Genomic DNA, 25,349 nt, shown 5'->3' on the forward strand with positions numbered 1-25,349 from the left:
CCGAATGCGGATCGAACGGTTGGGCACGGGTGGCACCCCGGCAGCGGTGTTGCGAGCACTCGCGCACCTCGCCGCCGTCGGTGGCACCCCGACTCCGGCCGCACTGATCGGCGACTGGTTCGGGGCCAGGGCGATCCTCGCCCCCAGCGTGGCCACCCGTCCGGTGGCTCCCCGGGAGGCATTCGACGTGACGGGGCGCCCGGCCCCCGGGCACCCCACCGACGGTGGAGTCGCCGGGCCACTGCTCGGCGGTGGATGGATCGGTTACCGCGGCTACCCCGACCTCCCCGACAGCGGCCGGATGCCGGGGCTGCCGGAATCCGCGGGCGGCTGGACCGACAGCATCCTGCGCCTCGACTCGGACGACTGCTGGTGGTACGAGTCACTCACCGAGACCCCCTGTCCCCCAGACTGGTTCGCGGCGGTCACCCGGCCGGAGGTGACGCCGCGATCCTGGCGACTCGAGTGGACGCCACCCGACCGCTCTGCGCATCAGTCCGGTGTGCGGCAGTGCCTCGACGCGATCGCTGCCGGCGAGGTGTACCAGGCATGCGTGTGCGCCCGATACACCGGAAGGATCGACGGCGCCCCCCTCGACTTCTTCGCCGACGCGGTGGAGGCGACCCGCCCGGCTCGAGCCGTCTTCCTGCAGGGACGGTGGGGTGCGGTGGCGTCACTGTCGCCGGAGCTGTACCTCTCGCGCCACGGCGACCGCGTGACATCGAGCCCGATCAAGGGCACGCTGCCGATCGGCGCCGACCCGGACCTGCTGCGCGCCTCGGTGAAGGATGTCGCCGAGAACGTGATGATCGTCGACCTGGTCCGCAACGACCTGGGCCACCTGGCGATCCCGGGCACGGTGACCGTCACCGACCTGCTTGGCGTCCACCCGGCACCGGGCGTGTGGCACCTGGTGTCCACGGTCGCGGCGACCGTACCGCCCGAAACCTCCGCCGCCGATCTGTTCGACGCCAGCTTCCCGCCCGCCTCGGTGACCGGGTGCCCGAAACACCGTGCCCGGCAACTGCTCTCCGCGTGGGAGCCGTATCCGCGCGGGGTGTACTGCGGCACCGTCGGGTTCGCCTCCCCGCTGGCGGGCACCGAACTGAACGTGGCCATCCGGACGGTCGAATTCGACCCGCACGGTCAGGCAGCGCTCGGCGTCGGCGGCGGCATCACCATCGACTCGGACCCCGACGCGGAGTGGCAGGAGTGTCTGGACAAGGCGTCGAGCATCGTGACGCTGCGCTCGGCGCACAACGGGTTCCCCACGAGGAGCCGGTCCTCCTAACACTCCCCTCGCGCGGATCCGGTCAGTTCGAAGTCGGTCTCCTGCGGACCGGTCAGCGGGGACGACGCCACGCAGATCCGTTCGATGATCGAGTCCACGTCCAGCCGCCAGGCCCGCAGCACGCCGTCACCGTCGGCGGCGACCACGGTGTCCGAGCCCGGCAGGAACGCCACCTGCCAGCGTCCCGACCCGTCGGTGGCGATCGGACCGCCCACCTCCCGCATCTGCGCCTGATCGGACACGTCCCACAGGCGTACCGTGCCGTCGTCGCTGCCGGACACGACATGGCGACCGTCCGAGTCGAACGACACCGAGTACACGGTGCCGCTGTGCCCGCGCAGTTCCGGCTCCCGCACCGTCATCGACCCGTCCGCGGCACGGTCCCACAGCACCAGCGTCTGGTCGTCGGTCCCGGTCGCCATCACCGTGCCCTCCGGGTTGAACGACACCCCGTTGATCCCGGCACCGCCACCGCCGTCCTCGACGTCGCGTTGCTCCGGCCGGGCCGGATCCGTGACCGTCCACGCGAACACGCCGCCGTCGGCATCGACGGCCACCAGCGACGCACCGTCGGGGCTGAACACGACGGTCCGCACCAGGTTGCTCGGACCGTCGAGACGCTCCCCCCACGGCACCGGGTTCGCCGGATCGGCGAGGTTCCACAACCTCACGCTGGTGTCGTCGTCGCCCGTGGCCAGCGTCCGGTTGTCCGGACTGAACGCCAGCTCCCAGGTGTATCGGGTTTGCGTCGCGATCGGCTCGCCCAACGGTTGCGGCCGCGCCGGGTCGCGGACATCCCAGATCTGCACCTGTCCACCGGTCGTGGCGGCAGTCGCCATCAGTGTTCCGTCCGGCGACAAGGCCACCATGTGCGCCCCGCCGAACGGCCGGGGCAGGGGCACCGACCCCACCATGCGGGCGCGCCCGTCCCTGCCGACACCCCACAGCCTGATCACCGAGTCATAGCCGCCGGTGGCCATCAGCGATCCGTCGTGGCTGATCGACGGCAACGTCAGCGCCGACTCCGACACCGACAGCGCGGACCTCGGCAACGTCCACACCCGCAGGTTCGAGTCCTGACCGCCGGTGACGACGGTCGCGCCGTCCGGCGACAACGCCAACGCCGGGACCCCGCCACCGTTGCCGGTCATCGCCGGCTTCAACTCACGCATTGTGCCGCGGCCCGCGGCGACCGACCATCGCTTGACAGTGCCATCCCAGGACGCGCTGACCAGCGTGGCGCCATCCTCCGCGAAAGCGATCGTCCAGATGGCGCCGGTGTGCGCCTGGACCGGCGTGCCGATCTCCCGGACCGCGCGGACATCCGTGGTGTCGAAGAGCCGGATCACGCCGTCGTCACTGCTGGCAGCGAGGGTCCGTCCGTCCGGCGCAAAGGACACCGAGTGCACCACGTCCCCGAAGTCGGCGTGCACCGGCGGCAGTTGCACCGGCGCCGCCCGGTTTGCCATGTCCCACAACCGGATGCTGCGGTCGTCGCTGGAGGTCGCCATCACGGCGGAGTCCGCGCGGAACGCGATGGTCCGCACCCCCGCCGGGTGCGCCGGCAGCGTCGTCACCGGAAACGGACCCGGCGCCGGCGGTGACGCCAACGCGGCCGAGGTGTCGAACAGGCTCACGGTGCCGTCGTCGTTCGGCACGGCGAGGGTACGGCCGTCCGGGCTGAAGCGGATGTTGTGGACGGACTTCGTTCCCGCCCGCACACCATCGAGCAGCACGCGCGGCGCAGCCGGGTCGGACACGTCCCACAGGAACACCGTGCCATCTCCGGTACCGGCGGCCAGAACCTTTCCGGTCGGAGCGAACGACACCGAGGCCATGTACTTCGCCGACCCGGTCAGCGGCGCCCCGACAGGGCTGGGTCCGGCGGGGTCCTTCAGGTCCCACAACCGGACCGTGCGGTCGTCACTGGCCGAGGCCATCATCGCGCCGTCGGCGGAGATCGCGACCCCGTAGACCGGCCCGGCATGACCGTCGAGAGTCTGCCCGATCGGCGTCGCCTCGGTCGCGATCAGCCGCGAGTAGGCGGCGTCGCTGCCGGGACGCATCTGCCACGCTGCCAGCGACAATCGCGCCGCTGTCGTCGGGTCGGTGGCGCGCAGCGAATCGGCCAGCGCCACGACCTGGCGGAACTGGGCGGCGCTGCGCTCCGATTCGGCGCGGTTCTTCGCCGACACCGCCATCGACACCGCAACCAACGCGACGACGGTGGACAACACCAGCGCGGCCATCACAGTTCGCGCGACCCACGTGTTGCGACGCACGTGCCTCGTCGAGGTCGACAGGAACTCGGTCGCCGACGGGGTCAGCGTCGCCGCCACCCGGCCCGGGTCACGCGTGGCACCCGGATACCCCTGGGCGGCGATCCGCGGCGCGTCGTACTCGCGCACGACGTCGAGGCGTCCGCGCTGGTACAGCAGGCTGCTGTCGCGGTTCGACTCCTCCCAGCGGACCGCATCCTCCTCGATCTGCTGCCGGACCGCCGAATACGACCCGTCCTCCTGGATCCAGGTCTTCAGCCGCGGCCACGCCTCGATCACCGCATCGTGGATCAGCTCGACGCTGTCGGCGTCCGCGACCAGCACACGCGCCGCGATGAACTGGTCGACCACCTTGCGGGCCGCGTCCGCATCGTCCCCGGCGAACGCCAGCAACTGCGGCAGAGTGCGGCGGATCTTTACGTCGGTTCCCGTCTGCGTCACGTACACCAGATGCACCATGATCGCGCGGGCCAGCACCCGTCCCCGTTCGTCGAGGTCCTCCCAAGTGCGCTCCGCGGTCGCGGCGACGGACCCGCGGACGCCGCCGGTCGCGCGGTAAGCGGACACCGTCAGCTGGCCCCCGCGACGGCGTTCCCACATCGAGTCGAGGAGATGCGAGAGGAGCGGCAGCACGGTGCTGCCGCCGTCGTCGGAGGTCAGTACACCGAGGTCGTGCAGGATCAGGTCGACCAGACCCGACTCCAGCTTCAGACCGATCAGCTGCGCCGGCCGGGTGATGACCTCGACCATGTCGGCGCGGGACAGCGGTGACACCGCACGGCTGCGCCGTTCGAGAGCATCGGCGAGGACTGGATGGGCGATCGCCTGCGCATAGAAATCCGACCGCATCGTCGCGATCACCATCGGCGCCGCGTCGGAGGTCTCGTCGGCGTCGAGAGTGGTGGCGGCCTGGTCGAGGATCGTCAGGAAGCGGTGTCGCGCGCGGGCGTCGTCGCACTGGGTGAACAGTTCCTCGATCTGGTCGACGATGATCACCAGTTGCGAGGTACCGAGCCGGTTCGCGGCGGCCCGCACAGCCTGCCGGACGGCCGTTCGATCCGCATCGGCGGACAGCTCCCCGAGTTCGGGAACGGCCGCGGCGAGTGCTGCGAGGGGGGACGGTCCCGGGGTGAGGACGATCGCGGCCCCGGTCGAGGTTCCCGTGTCGGACCGGAGCGATCCGCCGCGGAGGAGTTCCGGTACGAGACCGGCCTGGACGATGGAGGACTTCCCGACCCCGGACGCACCGGTGACGATCGTCATGCCCCGTCCCCGCGCTGCGGTCACGACGTCGATCAACCGCTGCAGGCTCGCGGTCCGGCCGAAGAACAGGCGGGCGTCCTCCGCACGGTACGGCTCGAGTCCGCGGTACGGCCGCACGCCTGCCAGCGGCGGGGACGCCTCCGCCCGCTCCGACTCGGTTCTGGCCCGCGTCGCGGTGCCGCCGTCGCGGGCGGCCTGCCACCACGCGTGCCATTGCTTGAGCGAGTACAGACCGGGCGAGGGTGGCTGGTTGCCGTGCAGGGACTGTGCGGTGCGAATGAGGACGACGAGGACCGGCCGGAGTGCGTCGAAACTCGCCGGCACCCGCTTGCCGGACCGCCAGTCACTCAGCCGCTGGATCGACACCAGTTTGTCCGCGCCGATGGCTCGGCCGAGGGCACTCGCCTCCGATACGACGGTCTTCAGGGGCGGCCCACCGGCGGTCGCGAACAGCAGCCGCAAATGGTCGGCAAAGTGCAGCCTGGCGCTGGGTTCATCCGCCATCCGGTCCGTCCACTCCTCGTTCCCACGTGCGGAAAATCCGCTGCGGAATAGTTCCTCACGCGTTGTGAACAGGGAGAATACCGGGTTCCGGCTTCACACCGATTGGTCGGGTCCGGCTGGACCGGCACAGTTGTCGGCGGTGCAGGTGGGGTCCTGCGCCACACGCGGCGCCGGCGGGGACTGACGATTTTCGAGGGGTAGTTCCCGCCGGGCGCGCACATTCGTTCAGGCGAATGCGACCGGGAACCCGAGGAGCCGACCATGAGCCGAATCGCCGTCAAGATCGTCGCCATGATTCCGCCGACCCTGGCCGCCGCGCTTGTCATCGCGGCCTCGGTCGCCTTGATCGTCGTTCTGGCAGGCATGCCGAACTGACCGCCGGGCCCCGGCCCGCGGCGCCACTGTCCGCGGCCGCGGCGTCATTCCTTACGCGCGGCCAGGACCGCTTCGTACACCTCGCGCTTGGACACGCCGGCGGTTGCCACCGTCGCGCACGCGTCCTTGAGCCGTGCCCCGTCGGAGACGAGCCGCTCCACCTCACCCACGAGGTCCTCGGGCCGCGCCGCCACCGGAGTGGCGCCCTCCAGAACCACGGTGATCTCGCCGCGGGCGCCGTCGCGCGCCCACTGTGCGAGTTCGGCCAGGGTTCCCCGCCGGACCTCCTCGTAGGTCTTCGTCAGCTCCCGGCACACCGCGGCGCGGCGCTCGCCGCCCAGTACGTCGACCGCGTCGGCGAGGCAGTCCGCGAGACGGTGCGGAGCCTCGAAGAAGACGCACGCCCGCGCCTCGGCCTTCAACGTCTCCAGCCAGGCCCGTCGCGGCCCCTGCTTCCGCGGCGGGAAGCCGTCGAAGCAGAATCTCTCGACCGGCAGCCCCGACAGCGCCAACGCCGTCGTCACCGCGGAGGGTCCAGGCAGGCAGGTGACCGGCAGGTCCCGCGCGACGCAGGCGGCGACCAGCCGATACCCGGGGTCGCTCACCGACGGCATGCCGGCGTCCGTGACCAGCAGGACCGTGCGCCCCTCGGCGACGTCCTCGACGAGGGCGGGCAGCCGCGTGGTCTCGACCTGGTCGTAGAAGCTGACCACCTTCCCGGTGATGGTGACCCCGAGCGCCGACGCCAGGTGCCGGGTGCGCCGGGTGTCCTCCGCGGCAACGACGTCGGCGGTCGCGAGGGCCTCCCGCAATCGCTCCGAGGCGTCGCGCACCTCTCCCATCGGTGTCGCAGCGAGGACCAGGCAACCGTTCATGCCCGACAGCCTACGATCGTGCGGTGACCCAGTTGACCGACGAGCGCGCGACGCCCCGCGTCGACCGCCGCGTCCTGGTGAGCCCCGGTCCCGCCGCACCGCTGTCGGACCCCGGCCCGACCGACCGGCTGCGCGGCTGGGTGGTCACCCTGTTCCTTACCTTCGTCGCCGCCGTCACCCGGTTCACGATGCTCGGCTACCCGACCGATGCGGGCACCCCCGTGTTCGACGAGAAGCACTACGCGCCGCAGGGCTGGCAGGTGCTGACCGGAGGCGGGCTCGAGGACAACCCCGGCTACGGCCTGGTGGTTCATCCGCCGGTCGGCAAGCAGATGATCGCGCTCGGTGAGGCGATCTTCGGATACAACGGGTGGGGCTGGCGGTTCGCGGCCGCGGTCGCGGGCACGGTGATGGTGCTGCTGGTGATCCGGATCGTCCGCCGGATGACCCGGTCCACCCTGGTCGGCGCTATCGCGGGAATCCTGCTGATCGCCGACGGCGTGACCTTCGTCTCCTCCCGGATCGGGATGCTCGACATCTTCATGGCGCTGTTCGTGGTGGCCGCGTTCGGCTGCCTGATCGTCGACCGCGATCAGGTGCGGGCCCGGATGGCGACCGTGTTCGCCGAGGGCCGGATCGCGGACTCGGTGTACGGGCCGCGGCTCGGTGTGCGGTGGTGGCGGTTCGGTGCGGGCATCCTGCTCGGCCTGGCCTGCGGGACCAAGTGGTCGGGCGTGTACTTCATCGCGTTCTTCGGTCTGATGTGCGTGGCCTTCGACGTCGCCGCCCGGCGGTACCACGGGGTGCGGCGCCCCTGGGTCGGCACCGCTCTCCGTGACATCGGACCGTCGCTGTACGCGCTGGTGCTGGTGCCGATCGGGGTGTATCTGGCGTCGTACTGGGCGTGGTTCGCATCGGAGACCGGAGTGAATCGGCACGCGGTCGGCGACCAGATCGGGTTCGGCGGATCCTTCTCGTTCGTGCCGGGCGCGCTGCGCTCGCTCTGGTACTACAGCGCCAACGTGCTCGAGTTTCACGGGAACCTGACGAACTCCGCGGGCAATCACCATCCGTGGGAGTCGAAGCCGTGGACGTGGCCCATGGGGCTGCGACCGATGCTCTACTACTTCGCCGAGGGCGATCACGTGTCCGGTTGCGGCGCTGCGAGCTGCGTCAAGGCGGTGATGCTGATCGGCACGCCTGCGATGTGGTGGCTGGCGCTGCCGATGCTGGGGTGGGCGCTGTGGCGCACCGTGGCCGGACGGGACTGGCGGTATGCGGCTGTTCTCGTCGGCTACGCCGCCGGCTGGCTGCCGTGGTTCGTGACGATGGATCGTCAGATGTACTACTTCTACGCGGTCGCGCTGGCGCCGTTCCTGGTGATGGGCCTGGCGCTGGTGTGCGGCGAGGTGATCGGCGCGGCCCGGGCCGCAGCCGAACGTCGCGGCACCGGCCTGCTCGCCGTCGCGCTGTATCTGGGCCTGGTGGTGGCGAACTTCGTGTGGCTGTGGCCGATCCTGACGGCCGTGCCGATCACCCCGGAGATGTGGCAGCAGCAGCTCTGGCTGCCGAGCTGGCGCTGATCCCGGTCACGCGCGGGCGGGTTCGGCCGGGGCCGGAACCGCCCGCGCGGGTGAGTGCGTGCTAGACCTTCACCTTCGCCTGCCGTGCGCCGCCGATCAGGGCGTCGACGCTGAACCGACCGGCACCGATCGCCGCGATCAGCAGCGAGGAGACGCCGAGGGCGAGGACCAGCTCGTAGCCTCCTTCGGAGACGAAGATGCCGTTGCCGGCATGCGTGATGAAGAACGCGCCGAGCATGTCGAGAAACAGCAGGACGCCGACGATCGGTGTGGCGATGCCCGCAATGAGTGCGAAGCCGCCCACCAGCTCGATCGTCGCCGCGAGGACCGCGGACAGGTTGTGCAGGGGCGCACCCATCTGCTCGAACGACGCCTGGACACCGCTGATGCCGTAGGTGAAGAACTTCTGCCAGCCGTGCGCGACGAAGATCACACCGATCCCGAGTCGGGCAACGAGAAGGGCGAGGTCGCGGAGTGCGCTGGATTTCATGTCGTGGTCCTTTGCGAGGTACGGCGCGGGTTCCCACGGTGGGAACGGAACGCACCAACTGTGGCACGACTAAGTTGAAGCGTCAACTATCGCCGAGCGCGCGTTCCGACGTCGCCCGTGGCGCGGGTATCCGGCCCACGAGAGCGCCACCACCGCGACGACCAGGAGCCGCACCAGGTTCACCGCGTCGGCCGGATAGAGCACACCGGTGATGTAGTGCGCGATGAAACCCGACGAGGGCAGCGGCGGTCGGCCGTCGGCGATCCGCGCCCAGTTCTCGACCGCCGTCAGCGGACACTCGTAGCCGACCAGCACCGAGCCCGCTCCCCACACGACCGCGACGACGTGCAGCACGATCGTCCGCGGCCACAGCCAGGCCAGGAAGCCACCGAACACCAGGTACCCGATGAATGCAAAGTGCACGACGACGCTGAGCACCTCGATCGCGCGGTAGAACATCACCACCTCCGCGGGCACACCCCCACGGTTCGAGAGTAGGCCCCTCAGGCCCCGCGAATCGCGGCTTCGACCAGTGCCCGAACCACGTCGTCGGACAGTCCGAGACCGCGCACCGTCGCGACGTACTCGGTCGCCGCGCGTTCGGCCAGTCCGGTCGACGCGTCGCCCATCGACGCGACGAACGACCCGAGCCTGCCCCTCGTCTCGATCGCCCCCATCGACTCGAGTTCCCGGTACGCCTTGGCGACCGTGTTGGCGGCCAGCCCCAACTGCTCGGCCAGGGCCCGCACGGTCGGCAACTTCGTGCCTGCGATAAGCCGGCCGTCACGCACCTGTTCGAGAATCTGCAGCCTGAGCTGTTCGAACGGGGCCGTCGCCGCAGTCGGATCGATGTCGATGCGCATGTCGCGAGGCTAACCCGCCGAGAGCCTGCACGTGCGCAAAGAAACTCACTGCGCGAACGCGTCCTCGGCCCGGTCGAACCAGGCCCCGTCCTCTACGAGCCGGACACTCCGCCAGCCGTTCGGGGTTCGGACCAACTCGTGGTGGTACCAGCCCCCGCAGAAGAACTGCTTTCCGGGCGTCACGATCATCGGGTTGTAGAACATCGCACTGACCTCCGCGGTCCCGGTGACGGCGTCGAAACGTCGGATGTCGACGTTCGTGACGTAGTGCTGGGTGCGGGTGAAGAGCGCGAGCATCGGCTCCAGCTGGGTGATGACCGTCTCGCGGTCCCCCGTCGGCCCACCGGACGTGCTGTAGTCGATGTGTGCGTCCGCGGCGAACACGGTGCGGTAGAGATCCCAGTCCCGGCTGTCGACGGCACGGGCGTACCGGGTCAACAGATCATGGGCCTCGATCCAGAAATGCAGGTACGCGGTATCCATCGGGCCATGAAACCGCACCGAGGCCGCCTCCGTCCGGCGTTCCGGCCGAGCGGGCACAATGTGGTTCATGGCAACGACTTCCGCAACCAGTTCTCCGGCAAGCAGGGCGACGATCTACCACAACCAGCGCTGCAGCACCTCCCGCAAGGTGCTGGCACTGATCGAGGAGGCGGGCATCGTCCCGACCGTCGTCAAGTACCTCGAGACCCCGCCGTCGCGGGACGGCCTGCGCAAGCTCCTCGACGACGCCGGCCTGCACCCGAGCGAGGCCATCCGCAAGAAGGAGGCAGTCTTCAAGGAACTCGGGCTCGCCGACGCGAGTGAGGACGAACTGCTCGACGCGATGGTGGAGAACCCGATCCTGATCGAACGCCCCCTCGTCGTCACCGACCGCGGGACGGTCCTCGCCCGCCCCGTCGAGAAGGTCACCACGATCCTCTAGGGCGTGTCTCCTGATCCCTCTCGGATGAGCCGGAATGGGGATTGGGTGACCTGCGCTAGGACGCGCCCGGGTCCCGGAGGATCGGGCAGGACATGCAGCGGGGTCCACCGCGACCGGAACCGAGTTCGGAACCGGCAATACGCAGGACCTCGATGCCGGACGCCTCGAGCCGGGCGTTGGTCTCGACGTTGCGTTCGTACGCGACCACGACGCCCGGTGCGAGCGCAAGGGTGTTGTTCCCGTCGTCCCACTGCTCGCGTTCGGCGGTGACGTGGTCGAGGCCGGTGTCGATGACGCGGAGCTTGTCGATTCCCATCGCCGCGGCCGCCGCGTCGATGAACGGCTCGGCACCGCGGATCGACACACCGCCATCCTCGTGGCGCAGCGTGAACGCGGACAGGGTGTGCGCGGCGGCCGGGTACATCACCACGGCGTCGACATCGACCATCGTGCACACGGTGTCCAGGTGCATCGACGCGCGCCGCTGCTCGATCGGCACGACGAGCACGGTGTGTGCGAGACCGTCTTCGAAGACGCTGCGCGCCAACGCCTCCGCACCGGCGGGGGTGGTCCGCTCCCCCACCCCGACGGCGATCACCCCGGGCGCGAGCAGCAGCACGTCGCCGCCCTCCACCGGCGCGGTGTGCGACTCGTACGCACGGCGCACCCCGCGGAACCGGGGATGGTGGGCGTAGATCAGGTCGGTCAGCGACGCCTCGCGCACCCGCGCGGGCAGCGCCAGCGAGGTGATCGCCACCCGGTCCCCGATCCAGAACGACGAGTCGCGGGTGAACAGCAGGTTGGGCAGCGGTTCGATGACGAAGTCCCCACCGTGGTGCATCCGGCGCACCAGCGAGGGGCCGCCCGGCCCGATGGGCAACTCGTCGAATGTCATCCCGGCGGTCAGGACGGTCGCGAGCGCGGCCGGGTCGACGGTGCGCAGGTAGGCCGAAAGCTCCTGGGCGAGGGTGTGTCCGAGCCGACGCGGATCGACAGCGGCCGCGATGCCCTGGATGCGGGCCGCGCCGCTGACCGTGAGCGCCTCGGTCAGCACCTGTGAGAGCAGCAGCACCTCCACCCCGCGCGAGCGCAGCAGGTCGGCGAACGCATCGTGTTCGTCCTGGGCGCGATCGACCCATGGCAGCCCGTCGAAGAGCAGTTGGTCGTTGTTGCGCGGAGTCAGCCGCTTGAGCTCGTCGCCGGGCCTGTGCAGCAGCACGGTACGCAGCCGTCCCACCTCGGAATCGACCCTCGGAGACTCGTGCTCGCTCATGGTTAGACGGTAGTCCCCACCCTGGCGGGCCGCGAATCACCACCGCGGCGAGCCGCGAAACACGACCGCGGCGGGCCCGCGTTGACCCTCAGCCGATCAGGCCGCGTTCGCGTGCCACCGCCACCGCAGCGGTGCGGCTGTCCACGCCCAGCTTCGAGAACACGTGCACGAGGTGTGATTTCACGGTCGCCTCGGTGACGAACAGTTCTTTGGCGATGGCGCGGTTGGACAGACCCCGGGCGACGAGTCCGACGATCTCCGTCTCGCGCGCACTCAACTCCACTCGGGGAGAGCTGATCCGGCGGTAGAGACGTTGTGCGACAGCCGGGTTGAGGACCGTCTCACCTCGCGCCGCCGCGCGCACCGCGTCGACCAGCACCTGCGGGTCGCTGTCCTTGAGCAGGTACCCCGACGCCCCCGCCTCCACCGCGCGGAGGATGTCGGCGTCGGTGTCGTAGGTGGTGAGCACGACCACCCGGGGCGGGTCGGGGTCCGCGAGGAGCGCCTCGGTGACCTGCGCGCCGTCTGCGCCTTCCCCGAGACGCAGGTCCATGAGCACCACGTCGGGCCGCCGGGCCCGGACCACCGCCAGCGCTTCCTCGCCGGAGGCCGCCTCACCGACCACCTCGAGTCCGTCCTGGGAGGCCAGCAGTGCACGCAGTCCGGCCCGGACGACGGGATGATCGTCCACCAACACGACCGTCAGTGTCATGACGCGGCCCACCGCGGTGTCATGACGCGGCCCACCGCGGTGTCATGACGCGACCCACCGCGGGCGTCATGACGCGACCCACCGCGGGCATCATGACGGCACCGGAAGCGTTGCGGCCAAGGCCGTCCCGTCACCGATGGCGGACTCGACCACCAACGACCCACCGAGTGAGTCGAGACGGTCCCGCATCGCCTGCAGGCCGAACGTGCCGGGAGCGGGCCCGGCGGCCGGGTCGAACCCGACGCCGTCGTCGACGACGTCGAGACGCACCTCGTCGGGGGTGTACGTCAGCGTTAACCGCACGTGCCGCGCCCGCGCATGCAGTCGCACGTTCGACAGCGCGCTCTGTGCGACGCGCAGCAGTGCGACGTCGTACTCCATCGGCAGCACCGTCGGTTCGCCGTCGACGACGAACTCACCGTCGATGCCGGTGTGCTCACGCAGTTGTCCGACCAGACGACCGAGCGCGGACGCGAGCGAGGCGTCCTCCAACGCGGACGGCGTCAGTGCCCCGACCACCCGTCGCGCCTCGACCAGGTTGTCCTGCGCGGTGCCCGCGATCTGCTCGAGTGCCGCGACCGGGTCCGGCCCACGCTGACCCGCGCGGGCGAGCAGGACTATCGACGAAAACCCCTGTGCGAGAGTGTCGTGGATGTCGCGGGCGAGTCGCGCCCGCTCGGCGACCGCGCCGGCCTCACGCTGAACGGATGCGAGTTCGTCCTGGGCGCTGAGCAATTCGTTGTGCGAGCGGGTGAGTTCGTCGTACAGCCGGTGTCGCTGCTGGGCATCGCGGACCAACTGCTTGTACACGAGCGCCATGCCTGCGGCCGCGCCGGCACCGAAGATCGGCCCCAGGATCGATGCGACCGTGTTGGCGGTGCCGTGCCACAGGATCGTCGCGATCGCCATCGCGGTGATCACCACCGTCGCCGTCAGTGCCGCGACCGTCGACAACAGGTGAAAGCACAGGAAGAACAGCGGGAACGCCACCCACGCGAAGTCCGGGTTCAGCACGGCCAGCCCCAGCCATCCTGCAACGAGGATCGCGAGCCACACTGCCCCGTACCCGCCCCGGCCGGTGGCCGCGGACCTGCGGGCGAACCAGACACCCGTCACATACCAAAGGAGCACCAGGACGGCGAGGGCAACTGCCGGAACGGGATTCGGGTCGTCGACGACAGCGCGCGCGACCCCGACGGCCAGCAGCAGCACGAACAGTGCGTGCGCGCCGAGCGCCATGACGCGCAGCACCGATGCCGGGCCGCGCTCGTGGAGCACCGAGGCCGAGCCCCGATCACGAGGCACAGGGAGTTGCATTTCGTCCACGCTAACACCGCCCCGGGCCGCTGGGCGGCCGGAGCCGCCGGATTCCAACTTTCGATTGAGCACGAAACTCAACCGTTGCGCGATGCCGGCACCCGCCCTCGGCGACGACGCTGGAAGCCATGTTCCTCAGTATTCGTGACCTCAGGTTCGCCAAGGGCCGCTTCGCCTTGATGAGCGCGGTTCTGTTCCTCATCTCGCTGATGGTGGTGATGCTGTCGGGACTGACCGCGGGCCTGGGCAACCAGTCCATCGCCGCGGTGCAGAACATGGGCGCGGACCACTTCGCGTTCGGGGAGCCCGCCGAGGGGCAGCCACTGTCGTTCTCCGATTCCCGGGTGACCGCGGCCGAGCGCGACGCCGCAGCCGCACGTCCCGGCGTCGACGACGCCGCGCTCGTCGGCATCGCCCCGACCCGCATGACGGTCGACGGCCGCGACGTCAGCGCCAGCGCGTTCGGCGTCGACGGGTCCTCGTTCGCCGCGCCCGTTCCGCTCACCGCGGGCACGATCGCGGTCGACCGGGCGTTCGCCGACGACAACGGCTGGTCGGTCGGGCAGCGCGTCGAGGCGGGCGGGCGCCCCTTCACCGTCACGGCACTGGTCGACGACTCCTACTACAGCCACCAGCCCGTGGCCTGGTTCGACCGCGACGACTGGCTGGCGCTGCCGACCGCCGGTGGCAGCGAGGGCACCGTCCTCGCGCTGCGGACCTCCGGCGGGTTCGACGCCGCGGCCACCGCAGCGGCCACCGGAACCGTGATCACCGACGTGGACGGTGCGTTCGACGCGATCGGCGGCTACAGCTCGGAGCACGGGTCGCTGCTGTTGATGCAGACCATGCTGCTGGCCGTCAGCGCCCTCGTTGTCGGTGCCTTCTTCACGATCTGGACCATCCAGCGCGCTCAGGACATCGCGGTTCTCAAGGCCGTCGGCGCCTCGACCGGTTACCTCCTGCGCGACGCGCTGGGGCAGGGCCTGGTGGTGCTGGTCCTCGGCGCCGGCCTCGGTACCGCCGCCGCCGTCGGATTGGGAACCCTTGCCGCCCAGGCAGTCCCGTTCACGCTGACGGTCACCGGTACCCTGCTGCCATTCCTCGCCCTGATCGCTCTGGGCACCCTCGGCGCCACCGCCGCCCTGGTCCGCATCGTCTCGGTCGACCCCCTCACCGCGCTCGGCGCGGCCCGCTGACACCCTCGAAGGAAGGAACCCTCGATGAGCATCTCGCTCAGCAACACCGTCCTGACCTACCCCGACGGGGAGACCAGACTGCGCGCCCTCGACGACGTCTCCTTCGCGGTCGACCGCGGACAACTGGTCGCAGTGACCGGCCCGTCGGGGTCCGGCAAGTCGAGCCTGCTCGCAGTTGCCGGGCTGTTGATCACCCCCGACTCGGGCACCGTCAGCATCGACGGCGTCGACGTCACCGGGCTCGGCCGGTCCGAACGCACGACGGTGCGCCGCGAACGACTCGGGTTCGTGTTCCAGCAGTCCAATCTGCTCGCCTCGCTGTCCGCGACGGAGCAGCTGCTGATGATGACCCACCTGAGCGGAGGCCGGGTCCGGCGTGAGCGGGACCATGCCCGGGACCTGCTGACCACCCTCGGGCTCGGCGGGCACCTCGACAAGCGGCCGCACCAGCTCTCGGGCGGCCAGCGGCAGCGAGTGGCGATCGCCCGCAGTCTGATGAACGACCCGTCCGTACTGCTCGTCGACGAGCCGACCTCCGCGTTGGACGAGGCCAGGAGCCGGGAGATCGTCGGACTGCTGGCGTCCCTTGCCCGCGAGCGGGGCGTCGCGGTCGTGATGGTCACCCACGACCTCGGACAGCTGGACCTGGTCGACGATGTGTACGAGATGCACAGCGGGGCGCTGACACTCGGCACCCGTCCCACGACCGCAGCCGCCTGAACGCACTCCCGCCCCGCCTCGGAGGTTCCGGGGCGGGGCGGGAGTGTGCGGTCGATGATGCGCTACGAAGCGAAGAGACTGTTCAGGTCCAGGCTGCCGCCGCCGGTGCCGGGCACCGGCTCGTCGGTGACGGTGATCGTCGTCGTGCTCTCGGAACTGAGGTAGCCGGGGGCACCGCTGTAGACGGCTCGGATGTCGTACGTCCCGCTCTGGCTGAACATGTAGCTCTGCTGCGCTTGCCCGTCGGACAGGTTCGCCGGGTTGCCGAGCGGCTCGGTACCGCTGAAGTACTGCACGGTCCCCGCGGTGGGCTTCGGCGTGACGCTCGAGCGCAGGAAGAGGTAGTGGCCCTTCTGCGCCTGCGCCGGGATGTTCAGGGTGAGAGTGGTCGCGACATCGGTGGCGCCGGGGGCGGTGACGGTGATGGTCTGCGCCGCCGAGGTCGAACCGGTGAATCCGGGGGCGCCGGAGAACACCGCGACGATGGACTTGGCACCGGTGACGTTGAAGTTCTGCACGATGCCGGCAGTGCCGTCGGCACCGACGTCGGCGGTGCCGAGCACCGTCATGCCGTTCTTGAACGTGACCGTGCCCGCGCCCGGGAAGGGCGAGACCTGCGCCTGGAGTGCCACATCGGTGTTGATCAGCGACGTGGTCGGGATGATCAACGTGGTCTGGGTGCTCTGGTCGCCCGCCTCGATGGCGATGGACTGCGCCGGCGAGACCGACTCGAGCGCGTAGCCGGTGGCCAGGAACTTCGCGGTGATGTCGAAAGTGCCCGCGTCGGTGTTGGACGGCGTCCAGTCGAAGGTTGCGACGCCGCCGTTGAGCGTGCCGGTCCCGACCTCGTCGGTGCCCTTGTAGAACTTGACCAGGTCGCCGTTGCGGCCGCCGAGAACGTTCGCGGTCAGCGTCGACTTCACGCCGCCCTTCAGTGCGCCGACCGGCTTCAGTTCGGTGGTGGTGACGTTCTTCGTGACCGTGTATGCCGGGCCCTGGTTGCGGTATTCGCCGGATGCCGTGGTGCCGCCGTAGGCGACGCCGGTGTTCTGGGCGACCTCGCGGGTGCAGTTCTCGCCGACGGTGTACTGGAACTCGAAGGTCTGCGCGGTGGTGGCGTCCCACGAGCCGGAGACCCTGACGGTGCCGGCGCCGAGGCTCGACACCGCCACCGGAAGTCCGTTCACCTTGGCCGAGTCGTTCTTGTAGTTCAGGCAGGTCGGCCGGACGTCCTCGACCCAGCTGACGGTGTTCCCGGCGCCGGTGATCGTCGTGGTCGCGGTGACCACCTCGCCCTCACCCGGCGTCGCGTTGCTCACGGTGCGACTGAAGCTCAGCGCGCCATCCGACCACGTCACGGTGGCGGGGTCGGCTCCCGCCGCTCCCGCTCCCATCGTCACCGCGAATCCGGCGGCCACGGCCAGCGCGCTCGCTGTCGCGATCGCACGGCGTCCAGACATCCCCGACATGTCATTCCTTCCGAACCGGTGGGCGACCCAGATGAGCCCCCGACTGTGGCAAACGGAGCCCGACGTCCACCGCGTGAATGGACGAAATGCTCCGAAATCGGGGAGCAGTAGATCACGGTTCGATCACCGGCGACGGCGGTTTCGACGAAGTTGGTCGGACGTCCATCCAGACCGATCGCGACCAAGCAGACTTTTCGGTCTGCTCAAGATTGCCGCAGGCTAACGCAGGAATTTGCCGAACTGGTCGTTGGCGAACTGCATGACGAACTCGTACGGCGGGGCGAACTTGCGTGCCCACCAGTAGCCGAAGCGGACGTCCGCCGACGTGTACACCAGGAAACGGTTCTTCTCGATCCCCCGCACGATGCACCGGGCGACCTTCTCCGGCGACGCCGCCCGCTTCTCGAACCGGTGCACCGCCTTGCGCACCCGCGGGTCGTCCCGGTCCACACCCGCGATCTCGACGGTCCCGACCAACGGTGTCTGCACCGCTCCGGGGACGACCAGGGACACCCCGATCCCGTGCCGCTTCAGGTCGAAACGCAGCACCTCCGACACCCCGCGCAGACCGAACTTGCTGGCGCTGTAGGCGGCGTGCCACGGCAGCGCAAGCAGCCCCGCCGCCGAGGAGACGTTGACGAGGTGACCGCCGCGACCGGCTCGGACCATCGGGGGGACGAAGTTCTCGATGACGTGGATCGGCCCCATCAGGTTCACGTCGACCATCGACTTCCAGTGCCGGTGTTCGAGATTCTCCACGGTGCCCCAGGCGGAGATGCCCGCAACATTCATCACGACATCCAGGGCACCGTGCTCGGCGTCGACCTGCTTCGCCCACTCGGTGACGGCCTCGTAGTCGGACACGTCGAGCGCACGCGAGTCGGCCACCACGCCGCCTCGGTCGGTGACCAGCGCAACCGTCTCGGACAATCCGGACTCATTGATGTCGGTGAGGAACAGATGGGCGCCTTCGGCTGCACAGGCCAGCGCCGTCGCACGACCGATGCCGCTGCCCGCCCCGGTGATGAGGCACTTCTTGCCGCCGAGATCCTTCACGCTGCCCCCTGCCGTCCGGACGATCCGAGTGGGGCGGATTCTACGTGGACGGCGCTACGAGCAGCACGATATGAGCGGCCGAGGCCGCCGCTCGCCGCAGCGCTCTCAAGACCGGGTCGCCATCTCCTCCTGGTAGCCGCGGATCGTCCGTTCGAGTTCCTCGGCCGTGGCCGGGTCGTCGTGACCGCGGGCGTAGTCGGCGCGATCCCGCAACATCCGGATCGCCCTGCGCAGTTCGTCGTCCGACATCCTGTGATCCATGTCACCCAGTGTGCCCCGTTTCCCAGCACCGGCCAACAACCCGGAACAGCAGACCGCGCAGCGTTATCCTGAGAGGTGACGTGGGTCACAAGTCTGTCCGGGTTCGCCGGCGCGCGATCTAAGGAGGATCCACCATGAGCCTCGACACCCTCTGCGCGGCGTTCCAGGACACGGCCGCCCGCCACCCCGACAAGGTGGCACTGCGCACGCCCGACGACGAGGTGGCGATCACCTGGCACCAGTACTCCGAGAGAGTCCGCGCCATCGCCGCCGGCCTCGCGAAGCTGGGTGTCCGCCACGGCGACACGGTTGGCCTGATGATGACCAACCGACCCGAGTTCCACCTGGTCGACACCGCCACTCTGCACGCGGGCGGCACCCCCTTCTCGGTCTACAACACCCTCGCCGCCGAGCAGCTGACCTACGTGCTCACCAACGCGGGCAACCGGGTCATGGTGTGCGAAAGACAGTTCCTGCCGGTGCTCCGCGAGGCCGTGCCGGGAACCGCGGTCGAGCACATCGTCTGCGTCGACGACGCCCCCGACGGCACTGTCGGACTCTCGGAGCTCGAGGCGAACCCCGACCCGGACTTCGACTTCGAGGCCAGCTGGCGCGCGGTCCGCCCCGACGACCTGATCACCATCATCTACACCTCCGGCACCACCGGGCCACCGAAGGGCGTGGAGCTCACCCACGCGAACGCCGTCGCGCTCCGCGACGCGATCGCCGATGTGGCCTATGTGACCTCGGACGACCGGGTGCTGTCCTACCTGCCCGACGCCCACATCGGCAATCGCGGAGCGGCCCACTACCTCCCGATCTTCTTCGCGGAGGAGGTGACCACCCTTGCCGATCCGAAACAGATCGTGACGACGCTGCCGAAGGTGCGCCCCACGATCTTCTTCGGGGTCCCGCAGGTCTGGTACAAGGTCAAGGCCGGAGTCGAGGCCGCGCTCGACGCCGAGCCCAGCTCGGCCAGGCGGCGACTGGCAACGTGGGCGTTGGACGTCGGCAGGCGCACCGCTCGCATGCGGTCCGCAGGCACCCCGATCCCCCACCGATTGGAGCTGCAGCACGCGGCCGCAGATCGGCTGGTACTCGCCCCGATCCGGCGAAGGCTCGGCATGGACGAGGCGCGATTCGCCGTCTCCGGGGCCGCGCCGATCTCGCCCGATGTCCTGACATTCATTCTCGGACTCGGCATTCCGTGCTACGAGCTGTGGGGGATGTCGGAAACCACGGCGATGGGGGCCGCGAACCGGCCCGGCTCGATCAGGATCGGGACCGTGGGCGAGGCGGTGACGGGCGTGACCCTGAAACTGGCCGACGACGGCGAGCTCCTGGTCTCCGGGCCGACCGTGATGCGCGGGTACCGCGGCGAACCGGAGAAGACCGCCGAGGCCCTCGATGCCGACGGCTGGCTGCACACCGGCGACATCGCGACCATCGACGCCGACGGTTACGTCACGATCGTCGACCGCAAGAAGGAGCTGCTCGTCACGACCGGAGGGAAGAACGTGTCACCCGCGGCGATCGAGGACGCACTGCACGCGGCGAGCCCTCTGATCGCCGGAGCAGTCGCCATCGGCAACGAACGGCCGTATGTGACCGCGCTGCTCACCCTCGACCCCGAGATGGCGGCGGCGTTCGCGATCCGCACCGGGGGCACCGACGACTCGCCGAGCGCGCTCGCCGAGGACCCGGAGGTGCGCGCCGAGATCGCGCGCGCCGTCGAGGCCGCCAACACCCATCTGTCGCACGTCGAACAGGTCAAGAAATGGGCCCTGCTGCCCGACGTCTGGGAGCCGGGGGGCGATGAGTTGACTCCCACGATGAAGTTGCGGCGCAAGCCGATCGACGCGAAGTACGCCCGGCAGATCGAGGACCTGTACACGGCGCACTGACCCTCCCCGGACAGCACGGATCCCCGCCTCCGCGGACGGTGACGGGGATCCGAGTTTTCGGCGGACTAGCTGGAACCGAACAGCGAGCCCAGGCTGCCGGAGCCGCCGTCACCGCCGTCGCCACCACCGTTGCCGGCCGCGACCTGCACGGACTCCGAGTCGGCGGAGGCGTTCACGTTGCCCGCCCCCGAGTATTCGGCCTTGATCACGCGCTGGCCGGCGGTCGCCGGGGTCCACGACAGGCTGGCGGCGCCATTTGCGTCGACCTGCGCGGTCCCGATCACGGTGTCGCCGTCCTTGAAGGTGACGGTGCCGCCCGCATTGCCCGGGGTGACCTGCGCGGAGAGCATGTTCGCCACGCCGACCTGCGGGTTCGCACCGACCGCGAGGGCGGTGCTGGACGAGACGTTGCCCGCCGGCGCCTGCGCGACGTCGACGGTCGCGTTCGCGGCCGACCCGGTCACGCCGGTTCGGCCCGAGAAGGTCGCACTGATCGCGTGGCTGCCCGCGGTCGACGGCACCCAGGTGTAGGCGGCCTCGCCGTTCGCGGCGACCGGGACCTCGGCGAGGGTGGCACCGCCGTCCTTGAACACCACGGTGCCACCCGCTGCGGCCGGGGTGACCGTCGCCTTCAGCACACTCGGGCTGCCCACCTGTGCGCCGGTGACCGCGGCCAGAGCCGTCGACGACGCGACGTCGGAGTCGGAGACCTGCACGCTCTGCGCGGCCGACTCCGACGCGTCCGCCTTCGCGGTGGCCGGGAACTTCGCGACGAGGGAGTGCGAGCCCCGGTTGCCCGGGGTCCAGTTGTAGGTCGCGACACCGTTGTTCAACGTGCCGGTACCAACCTTGGTACCGCCGTCGTAGAACTCGACGGTGTCACCGTTCGCCCCACCGGTCACCGACGCCGACAGGCTCACCGCCTGACCGACCTGCGCCCCCGACACCGCCGCCAACGTGGTCGTGGAAACATTCTTACGGACCGTGATCGCCGGCCCCTTGTCCTGGTAGACACCCTCACCAAGGCTGCCCGCATAGTGCATCGTCGTCATCAACGGCACGCCGCGCGCGCAGTCCGGCCCGACCTTGTACGAGAACTCGAACGTGTGCGACTTCGGATCGATGTTCGGGTACACCGTCCAGCTACCGGCAACCTTCGCGAAGTCCGCGGCCTGACTGTCCAGCGCACGCGGCGAACCATCGACCTTCGCCGAACCCTCGACATAGGTCAGGCACGTCGGGTGCACGTCCTTCACCTGATAGAGGATCTCGAGCACGGTCAACGCCTTGCGCTCGAACTTCGTCGACGACGTGATCACGTCGCCCTCAGCCGGATTCGCATCACTGATCGTCCGCGTGAAATGACTGCTGCCATCCCACCAGTCGACAGTCGCGGGCGCCGCACCCGCGGCGCCGGCACCGGCCGTCACGGCGAAGCCGGCAGCCACCGCAAACGCGCTGACCCCACCGACGACGCGGCGAATGTTCTTGTCGGACATGCTGTTCCTCTCAAGGATGAGCCGGGACGGCCCGTCTGCTCTGGACTGTGTCGGAACCGGCTCAGGAGCCGAAGATGTTGTCGAGCGATCCGGTGCCCGGATCGGTGCCGGGATCGGTGCCCGGATCGGACACCGTCACCGTGGCCGCCGCGGAGGTGGAGCCCAGGTGGCCCTGCGCACCGCTGTAGACCGCGACGATCTCGCGGCCCCCGGTGAGCGCGAACGCGTGCGACAGGGTCGCCTTGCCATCGGTCACCACGACCGGGCCGCCGATCGGTGCGGTCCCGTCGAAGAACTGGACGGTGCCTCCGGCCGGGCTCGGGGTGACGGTCGCAACGAGGTCCACCGCGGCGCCCTTGACGGCGGTCGCGGGGACGGTCAGCGCCGTGCTGGTCGCGACGTCGGACGGATCCGGATCACTGACCGTGATGGACGCGTCCGCCGCCGTCGACGCCGTGAAGCCGGTGCCGCCGGTGAACCGCGCCTTGACGCTCTTGACGCCCGGCGTGGCGAAGGTGTGGGTGACATCGGCGACGCCGGCGACGACGTTCACGGGCGCGAGCACCTGGCCGTCGACGGTGAGCTCCACGGTGCCGACGGATCCGATCGGGGCACTGTCCGGGCCCGCGACCGTCGCGTAGAGGTGAACGGCCTGCCCGGTCTTCGCGCTACCGGGGACGTTCAGCGTCGTGGTGGTGGCCTTGTCCGTCGGGACGACGGCCGACACGGTCAAGGTACGAGCCTCGGACACCGAGGCGATGAACCCGGGCGCACCCGAGTACACAGCGGTCAGCTGATGGGCACCCAGAGACAGTGCCCGGCTGATCGACGCGGTGCCGTCGGATCCGACGGGCTCGGCCGCACCGATGTTGGTGTCACCGTCCTTGAACTGGACCGTGCCGCCGGCCGGGGTCGGCGCGACCTGGGCGGTCAGCGTGACGGCCTGACCCTCGGTGGCCGTTGCCGGCGCGGTCAGGGTGGTGGTCGTGGCCTCGTCCGGGACCGACACCGTCACGGTGAACGGTGCGGACGTCGAACCGGTGAACCCGGTCGCTCCGGTGTAGACCGCGGTGATCTGGTGGGCTCCAGCGCTCAGCGACGGCACGGTGACAGACGCCTTGCCGTCCGCACCGACCGCGACCGCGGCCCCGAGCTCGGTGGCACCGTCCTTGAACTGGACCGTGCCCCCCGTCGGGGTCGGCGCAACCTGGGCGGTCAGCGTGACGGACTGCCCGTCGACAACGGTCGCGGGACCGGAGACGGTGGTCGTGGTGGACGCGTCGGGCACGGTGGCGGTGACGTTCTGCGCGGCCGAGGTCGAGCCGTCGGTGCGCGCGTTGCCGAGGAACTTCGCAGTCAGCGAGTGCGCACCGCCCGCGGTCGGGGTCCAGTTGTAGGTCGCGACACCGTTGTTCAACGTGCCGGTACCAACCTTGGTACCGCCGTCGTAGAACTCGACGGTGTCACCGTTCGCCCCACCGGTCACCGACGCCGACAGGCTCACCGCCTGACCGACCTGCGCCCCCGACACCGCCGCCAACGTGGTCGTGGAAACATTCTTACGGACCGTGATCGCCGGCCCCTTGTCCTGGTAGACACCCTCACCAAGGCTGCCCGCATAGTGCATCGTCGTCATCAACGGCACGCCGCGCGCGCAGTCCGGCCCGACCTTGTACGAGAACTCGAACGTGTGCGACTTCGGATCGATGTTCGGGTACACCGTCCAGCTACCGGCAACCTTCGCGAAGTCCGCGGCCTGACTGTCCAGCGCACGCGGCGAACCATCGACCTTCGCCGAACCCTCGACATAGGTCAGGCACGTCGGGTGCACGTCCTTCACCTGATAGAGGATCTCGAGCACGGTCAACGCCTTGCGCTCGAACTTCGTCGACGACGTGATCACGTCGCCCTCAGCCGGATTCGCATCACTGATCGTCCGCGTGAAATGACTGCTGCCATCCCACCAGTCGACAGTCGCGGGCGCCGCACCCGCGGCGCCGGCACCGGCCGTCACGGCGAAGCCGGCAGCCACCGCAAACGCGCTGACCCCACCGACGAAACGGCGAATGTTCACATCTGACATGCGTTTCCTCCACGGCGGACCGCGACCGGAGGGTCGTCGGGCCCGTCGTACTCCTGTCTCGGTGCGCCAGTTACCTCGGCATGTGGCCTCGCGGGCACAAAGTCGGAGAGGAGTAGATCACACTGTTCGTCAGTTCAGAGGCGTTTCGGAGGAGAACATGGACGAACGTCCGACACACGAAAAACGGGGAGCGACCGATGTTTCACCAAACGAGCTATCTGGCAGCAATTACCACACGGGCCGGATGCACGAAAGGCGTCACCCGCGGTGCGGGTGACGCCTTTCGTGTCCAACTGGTGGAGCTGAGGGGAATCGAACCCCTGACCTCTTCGATGCGAACGAAGCGCGCTACCAACTGCGCCACAGCCCCAATCCTTGCCCTCCGAAGGAGTGCCCGGCAACTCTAACAGGCCCATCCGCCAACCATGAAATCGGCTGGTCGGCGCCGTTTCCGGCGGACCCTGCGCGGCTACTGACCGACCACCCGGCGCACGTCCTGCGGGCCCTCGTCCTCTTCGAAGTGCGGATCGTGATGGTCGAGGTGATCGAAGACCGGGTCCTCGTCGTCGACCTCGAGCACCACCGCACCGGGACGGCGCAGGCGGGACGGCACCAGCCGCAGTTCCTCGTCGTCGTGCGATTCCACGCCGAGCCGGGAACGAGTCAGCCGAGCCATCCGGCGGAGCCGGATCTCCTGCTCGATCTGGACCTGGCGACGCAGGTACGCGAGATACCCGCCCAGACCGAGGACCGCGGCCACACAGGCCCACCACAGGGCCGGGGAGATGATCAGGGCCAGTGCCGCCGCCATGATCGCGGCGAGCACCAACCCGAGAACCGCCCGCTGCCGGAAGGCGTAGCGGGTCGCGCGGGCGATGGCATCGGCCTCGGGATCGAAGCCGCCGCGTCCCCGGCGGTACGGAACCGAGCCACCGTCGTCGTACCGCGGCACCTCCCGGTCGTCCTCGTCGGCGTACTCGGCGTCTCCCAGGTCGGGGTCGTCGTAGTCGAGGTTGTGGTGGTCCACGTCTGCTCGAGCGTGCGCTTCCATCCAGTCCTCCGCGTGCATCGGGCGATTGGGGTCTGGGCGCCAGTTCGGATCGCTCCGGTGCCCGCTCGCCGGGCCGCGCCGGTTCTGACGGGCGTGTTGTTCGCGATCGAGTACGCGAGTGGCGAGTGCCGCGTCTGTGGTTTGCCGGATCCGGGGACGGCGCTTGGCCTGCATCGGAAGCAGCACGAACAGCCACATCGCCACCAGCGCGACGACGACCAGCGAGTTCGGCATGTCGGGCGACCTCCCTCCCTGTCGGCTGCCAGCACAGCTGTCACCTGCGTATTCGACCCGGTTGGTCCACTCAGGCTAGTTGCGTCGGCGCGCTGTTCCCCGCAGACGCGCCGACTCAGCTTTCTC

Annotated in this window: 21 protein-coding genes and 1 tRNA gene; 6 read left to right on the forward strand and 16 right to left on the reverse strand. The window is 69.6% G+C overall.

Annotation, left to right across the window (positions count from 1 at the left end; genetic code table 11):
• Nucleotides 1-4 precede the first annotated feature (4 nt).
• Entirely contained in the window at nt 5-1,291 is a 1,287-nt protein-coding gene (locus ACWEPG_RS07405) for an aminodeoxychorismate synthase component I (protein WP_452594170.1), read from the forward strand.
• Here ACWEPG_RS07405 and ACWEPG_RS07410 read toward each other — a convergent pair.
• The gene (locus ACWEPG_RS07410) at nt 1,288-5,337 is read right to left on the reverse strand and encodes an nSTAND1 domain-containing NTPase (RefSeq protein WP_452594171.1); all 4,050 of its coding nucleotides are present in this window, start codon (nt 5,335-5,337) and stop codon (nt 1,288-1,290) included. The two genes, ACWEPG_RS07405 and ACWEPG_RS07410, sit on opposite strands and share 4 nt — an antisense overlap.
• A gap of 419 nt (nt 5,338-5,756) precedes the next feature.
• A complete protein-coding gene (gene rsmI, locus ACWEPG_RS07415; RefSeq protein ID WP_450113236.1) occupies nt 5,757-6,587 on the reverse strand; it encodes a 16S rRNA (cytidine(1402)-2'-O)-methyltransferase in 831 nt (276 codons plus the stop codon).
• Between the two features lie 23 nt (nt 6,588-6,610).
• Between rsmI and ACWEPG_RS07420 the strand changes: the two genes are divergently transcribed.
• Nucleotides 6,611-8,170 (forward strand): dolichyl-phosphate-mannose--protein mannosyltransferase, encoded by a 1,560-nt coding sequence (locus tag ACWEPG_RS07420; protein ID WP_450113237.1) that lies wholly within the window; start codon nt 6,611-6,613, stop codon nt 8,168-8,170.
• Between the two features lie 61 nt (nt 8,171-8,231).
• Here ACWEPG_RS07420 and ACWEPG_RS07425 read toward each other — a convergent pair whose 3' ends face one another.
• The 4 genes from ACWEPG_RS07425 to ACWEPG_RS07440 all read right to left on the reverse strand — a co-directional run bounded on the left by ACWEPG_RS07425 (nt 8,232) and on the right by ACWEPG_RS07440 (nt 10,006).
• Nucleotides 8,232-8,660, reverse strand: coding sequence for a DoxX family protein (locus ACWEPG_RS07425; RefSeq protein ID WP_450113238.1), 429 nt, complete (start codon nt 8,658-8,660; stop codon nt 8,232-8,234).
• Nucleotides 8,661-8,729: 69 nt separating this feature from the next.
• Nucleotides 8,730-9,119 carry a DUF2784 domain-containing protein gene (locus tag ACWEPG_RS07430; RefSeq protein ID WP_452594258.1) on the reverse strand — a complete coding sequence of 130 codons (390 nt, stop codon included), beginning with the start codon at nt 9,117-9,119 and terminating at the stop codon, nt 8,730-8,732.
• 44 nt (nt 9,120-9,163) lie between these two features.
• On the reverse strand, nt 9,164-9,523 hold the full coding sequence (locus ACWEPG_RS07435; protein WP_450113239.1) for a GntR family transcriptional regulator: 360 nt from the start codon (nt 9,521-9,523) through the stop codon (nt 9,164-9,166).
• A gap of 45 nt (nt 9,524-9,568) precedes the next feature.
• A complete protein-coding gene (locus ACWEPG_RS07440) occupies nt 9,569-10,006 on the reverse strand; it encodes a nuclear transport factor 2 family protein (protein WP_450113240.1) in 438 nt (145 codons plus the stop codon).
• Between the two features lie 67 nt (nt 10,007-10,073).
• Between ACWEPG_RS07440 and arsC the strand changes: the two genes are divergently transcribed.
• Nucleotides 10,074-10,448, forward strand: a complete 375-nt coding sequence (arsC, locus tag ACWEPG_RS07445) for an arsenate reductase (glutaredoxin) (protein WP_450113241.1) — start codon at nt 10,074-10,076, stop codon at nt 10,446-10,448.
• Between the two features lie 55 nt (nt 10,449-10,503).
• Here the strand turns inward: arsC and ACWEPG_RS07450 are convergent, their stop codons facing one another.
• From ACWEPG_RS07450 to ACWEPG_RS07460, 3 genes are all read right to left on the reverse strand, one after another.
• Nucleotides 10,504-11,721 (reverse strand): arginine deiminase, encoded by a 1,218-nt coding sequence (locus tag ACWEPG_RS07450; protein ID WP_450113242.1) that lies wholly within the window; start codon nt 11,719-11,721, stop codon nt 10,504-10,506.
• A gap of 88 nt (nt 11,722-11,809) precedes the next feature.
• Nucleotides 11,810-12,433: a response regulator gene (locus ACWEPG_RS07455; protein WP_450113243.1), complete on the reverse strand. Its 624-nt coding sequence runs from the start codon at nt 12,431-12,433 to the stop codon at nt 11,810-11,812.
• Between the two features lie 90 nt (nt 12,434-12,523).
• On the reverse strand, nt 12,524-13,750 hold the full coding sequence (locus ACWEPG_RS07460; RefSeq protein WP_450113244.1) for a sensor histidine kinase: 1,227 nt from the start codon (nt 13,748-13,750) through the stop codon (nt 12,524-12,526).
• 128 nt (nt 13,751-13,878) lie between these two features.
• Here ACWEPG_RS07460 and ACWEPG_RS07465 point away from each other — a divergent pair, with 128 nt between their 5' ends.
• Both ACWEPG_RS07465 and ACWEPG_RS07470 read left to right on the forward strand, forming a co-directional pair.
• Nucleotides 13,879-14,946, forward strand: coding sequence for an ABC transporter permease (locus tag ACWEPG_RS07465; RefSeq protein WP_452594172.1), 1,068 nt, complete (start codon nt 13,879-13,881; stop codon nt 14,944-14,946).
• A 24-nt stretch (nt 14,947-14,970) separates the two neighbouring features.
• Nucleotides 14,971-15,666: an ABC transporter ATP-binding protein gene (locus ACWEPG_RS07470; RefSeq protein ID WP_450113246.1), complete on the forward strand. Its 696-nt coding sequence runs from the start codon at nt 14,971-14,973 to the stop codon at nt 15,664-15,666.
• A 62-nt stretch (nt 15,667-15,728) separates the two neighbouring features.
• Here the strand turns inward: ACWEPG_RS07470 and ACWEPG_RS07475 are convergent, their stop codons facing one another.
• From ACWEPG_RS07475 to ACWEPG_RS07485, 3 genes are all read right to left on the reverse strand, one after another.
• Nucleotides 15,729-17,126: an Ig-like domain-containing protein gene (locus tag ACWEPG_RS07475; RefSeq protein ID WP_450113247.1), complete on the reverse strand. Its 1,398-nt coding sequence runs from the start codon at nt 17,124-17,126 to the stop codon at nt 15,729-15,731.
• A 228-nt stretch (nt 17,127-17,354) separates the two neighbouring features.
• Nucleotides 17,355-18,191 carry an SDR family oxidoreductase gene (locus ACWEPG_RS07480; protein ID WP_450113248.1) on the reverse strand — a complete coding sequence of 279 codons (837 nt, stop codon included), beginning with the start codon at nt 18,189-18,191 and terminating at the stop codon, nt 17,355-17,357.
• A 105-nt stretch (nt 18,192-18,296) separates the two neighbouring features.
• Complete coding sequence (locus ACWEPG_RS07485; RefSeq protein WP_450113249.1) at nt 18,297-18,452, reverse strand: hypothetical protein; 156 nt, start codon at nt 18,450-18,452, stop codon at nt 18,297-18,299.
• A gap of 134 nt (nt 18,453-18,586) precedes the next feature.
• Between ACWEPG_RS07485 and ACWEPG_RS07490 the strand changes: the two genes are divergently transcribed.
• Nucleotides 18,587-20,356, forward strand: a complete 1,770-nt coding sequence (locus ACWEPG_RS07490) for an AMP-dependent synthetase/ligase (protein ID WP_450113250.1) — start codon at nt 18,587-18,589, stop codon at nt 20,354-20,356.
• Between the two features lie 65 nt (nt 20,357-20,421).
• Here the strand turns inward: ACWEPG_RS07490 and ACWEPG_RS07495 are convergent, their stop codons facing one another.
• From ACWEPG_RS07495 to sepX, 4 genes are all read right to left on the reverse strand, one after another.
• The gene (locus ACWEPG_RS07495; protein WP_452594173.1) at nt 20,422-21,855 is read right to left on the reverse strand and encodes an Ig-like domain-containing protein; all 1,434 of its coding nucleotides are present in this window, start codon (nt 21,853-21,855) and stop codon (nt 20,422-20,424) included.
• A 61-nt stretch (nt 21,856-21,916) separates the two neighbouring features.
• Nucleotides 21,917-23,938, reverse strand: coding sequence for an Ig-like domain-containing protein (locus ACWEPG_RS07500; RefSeq protein ID WP_452594174.1), 2,022 nt, complete (start codon nt 23,936-23,938; stop codon nt 21,917-21,919).
• 294 nt (nt 23,939-24,232) lie between these two features.
• Nucleotides 24,233-24,308: transfer RNA gene (locus ACWEPG_RS07505), tRNA-Ala, on the reverse strand.
• A gap of 99 nt (nt 24,309-24,407) precedes the next feature.
• Nucleotides 24,408-25,223, reverse strand: a complete 816-nt coding sequence (gene sepX / locus ACWEPG_RS07510; protein ID WP_450113253.1) for a divisome protein SepX/GlpR — start codon at nt 25,221-25,223, stop codon at nt 24,408-24,410.
• Nucleotides 25,224-25,349 lie beyond the last annotated feature (126 nt).

The sequence above is a fragment of the Rhodococcus sp. NPDC004095 genome, assembly GCF_053604015.1.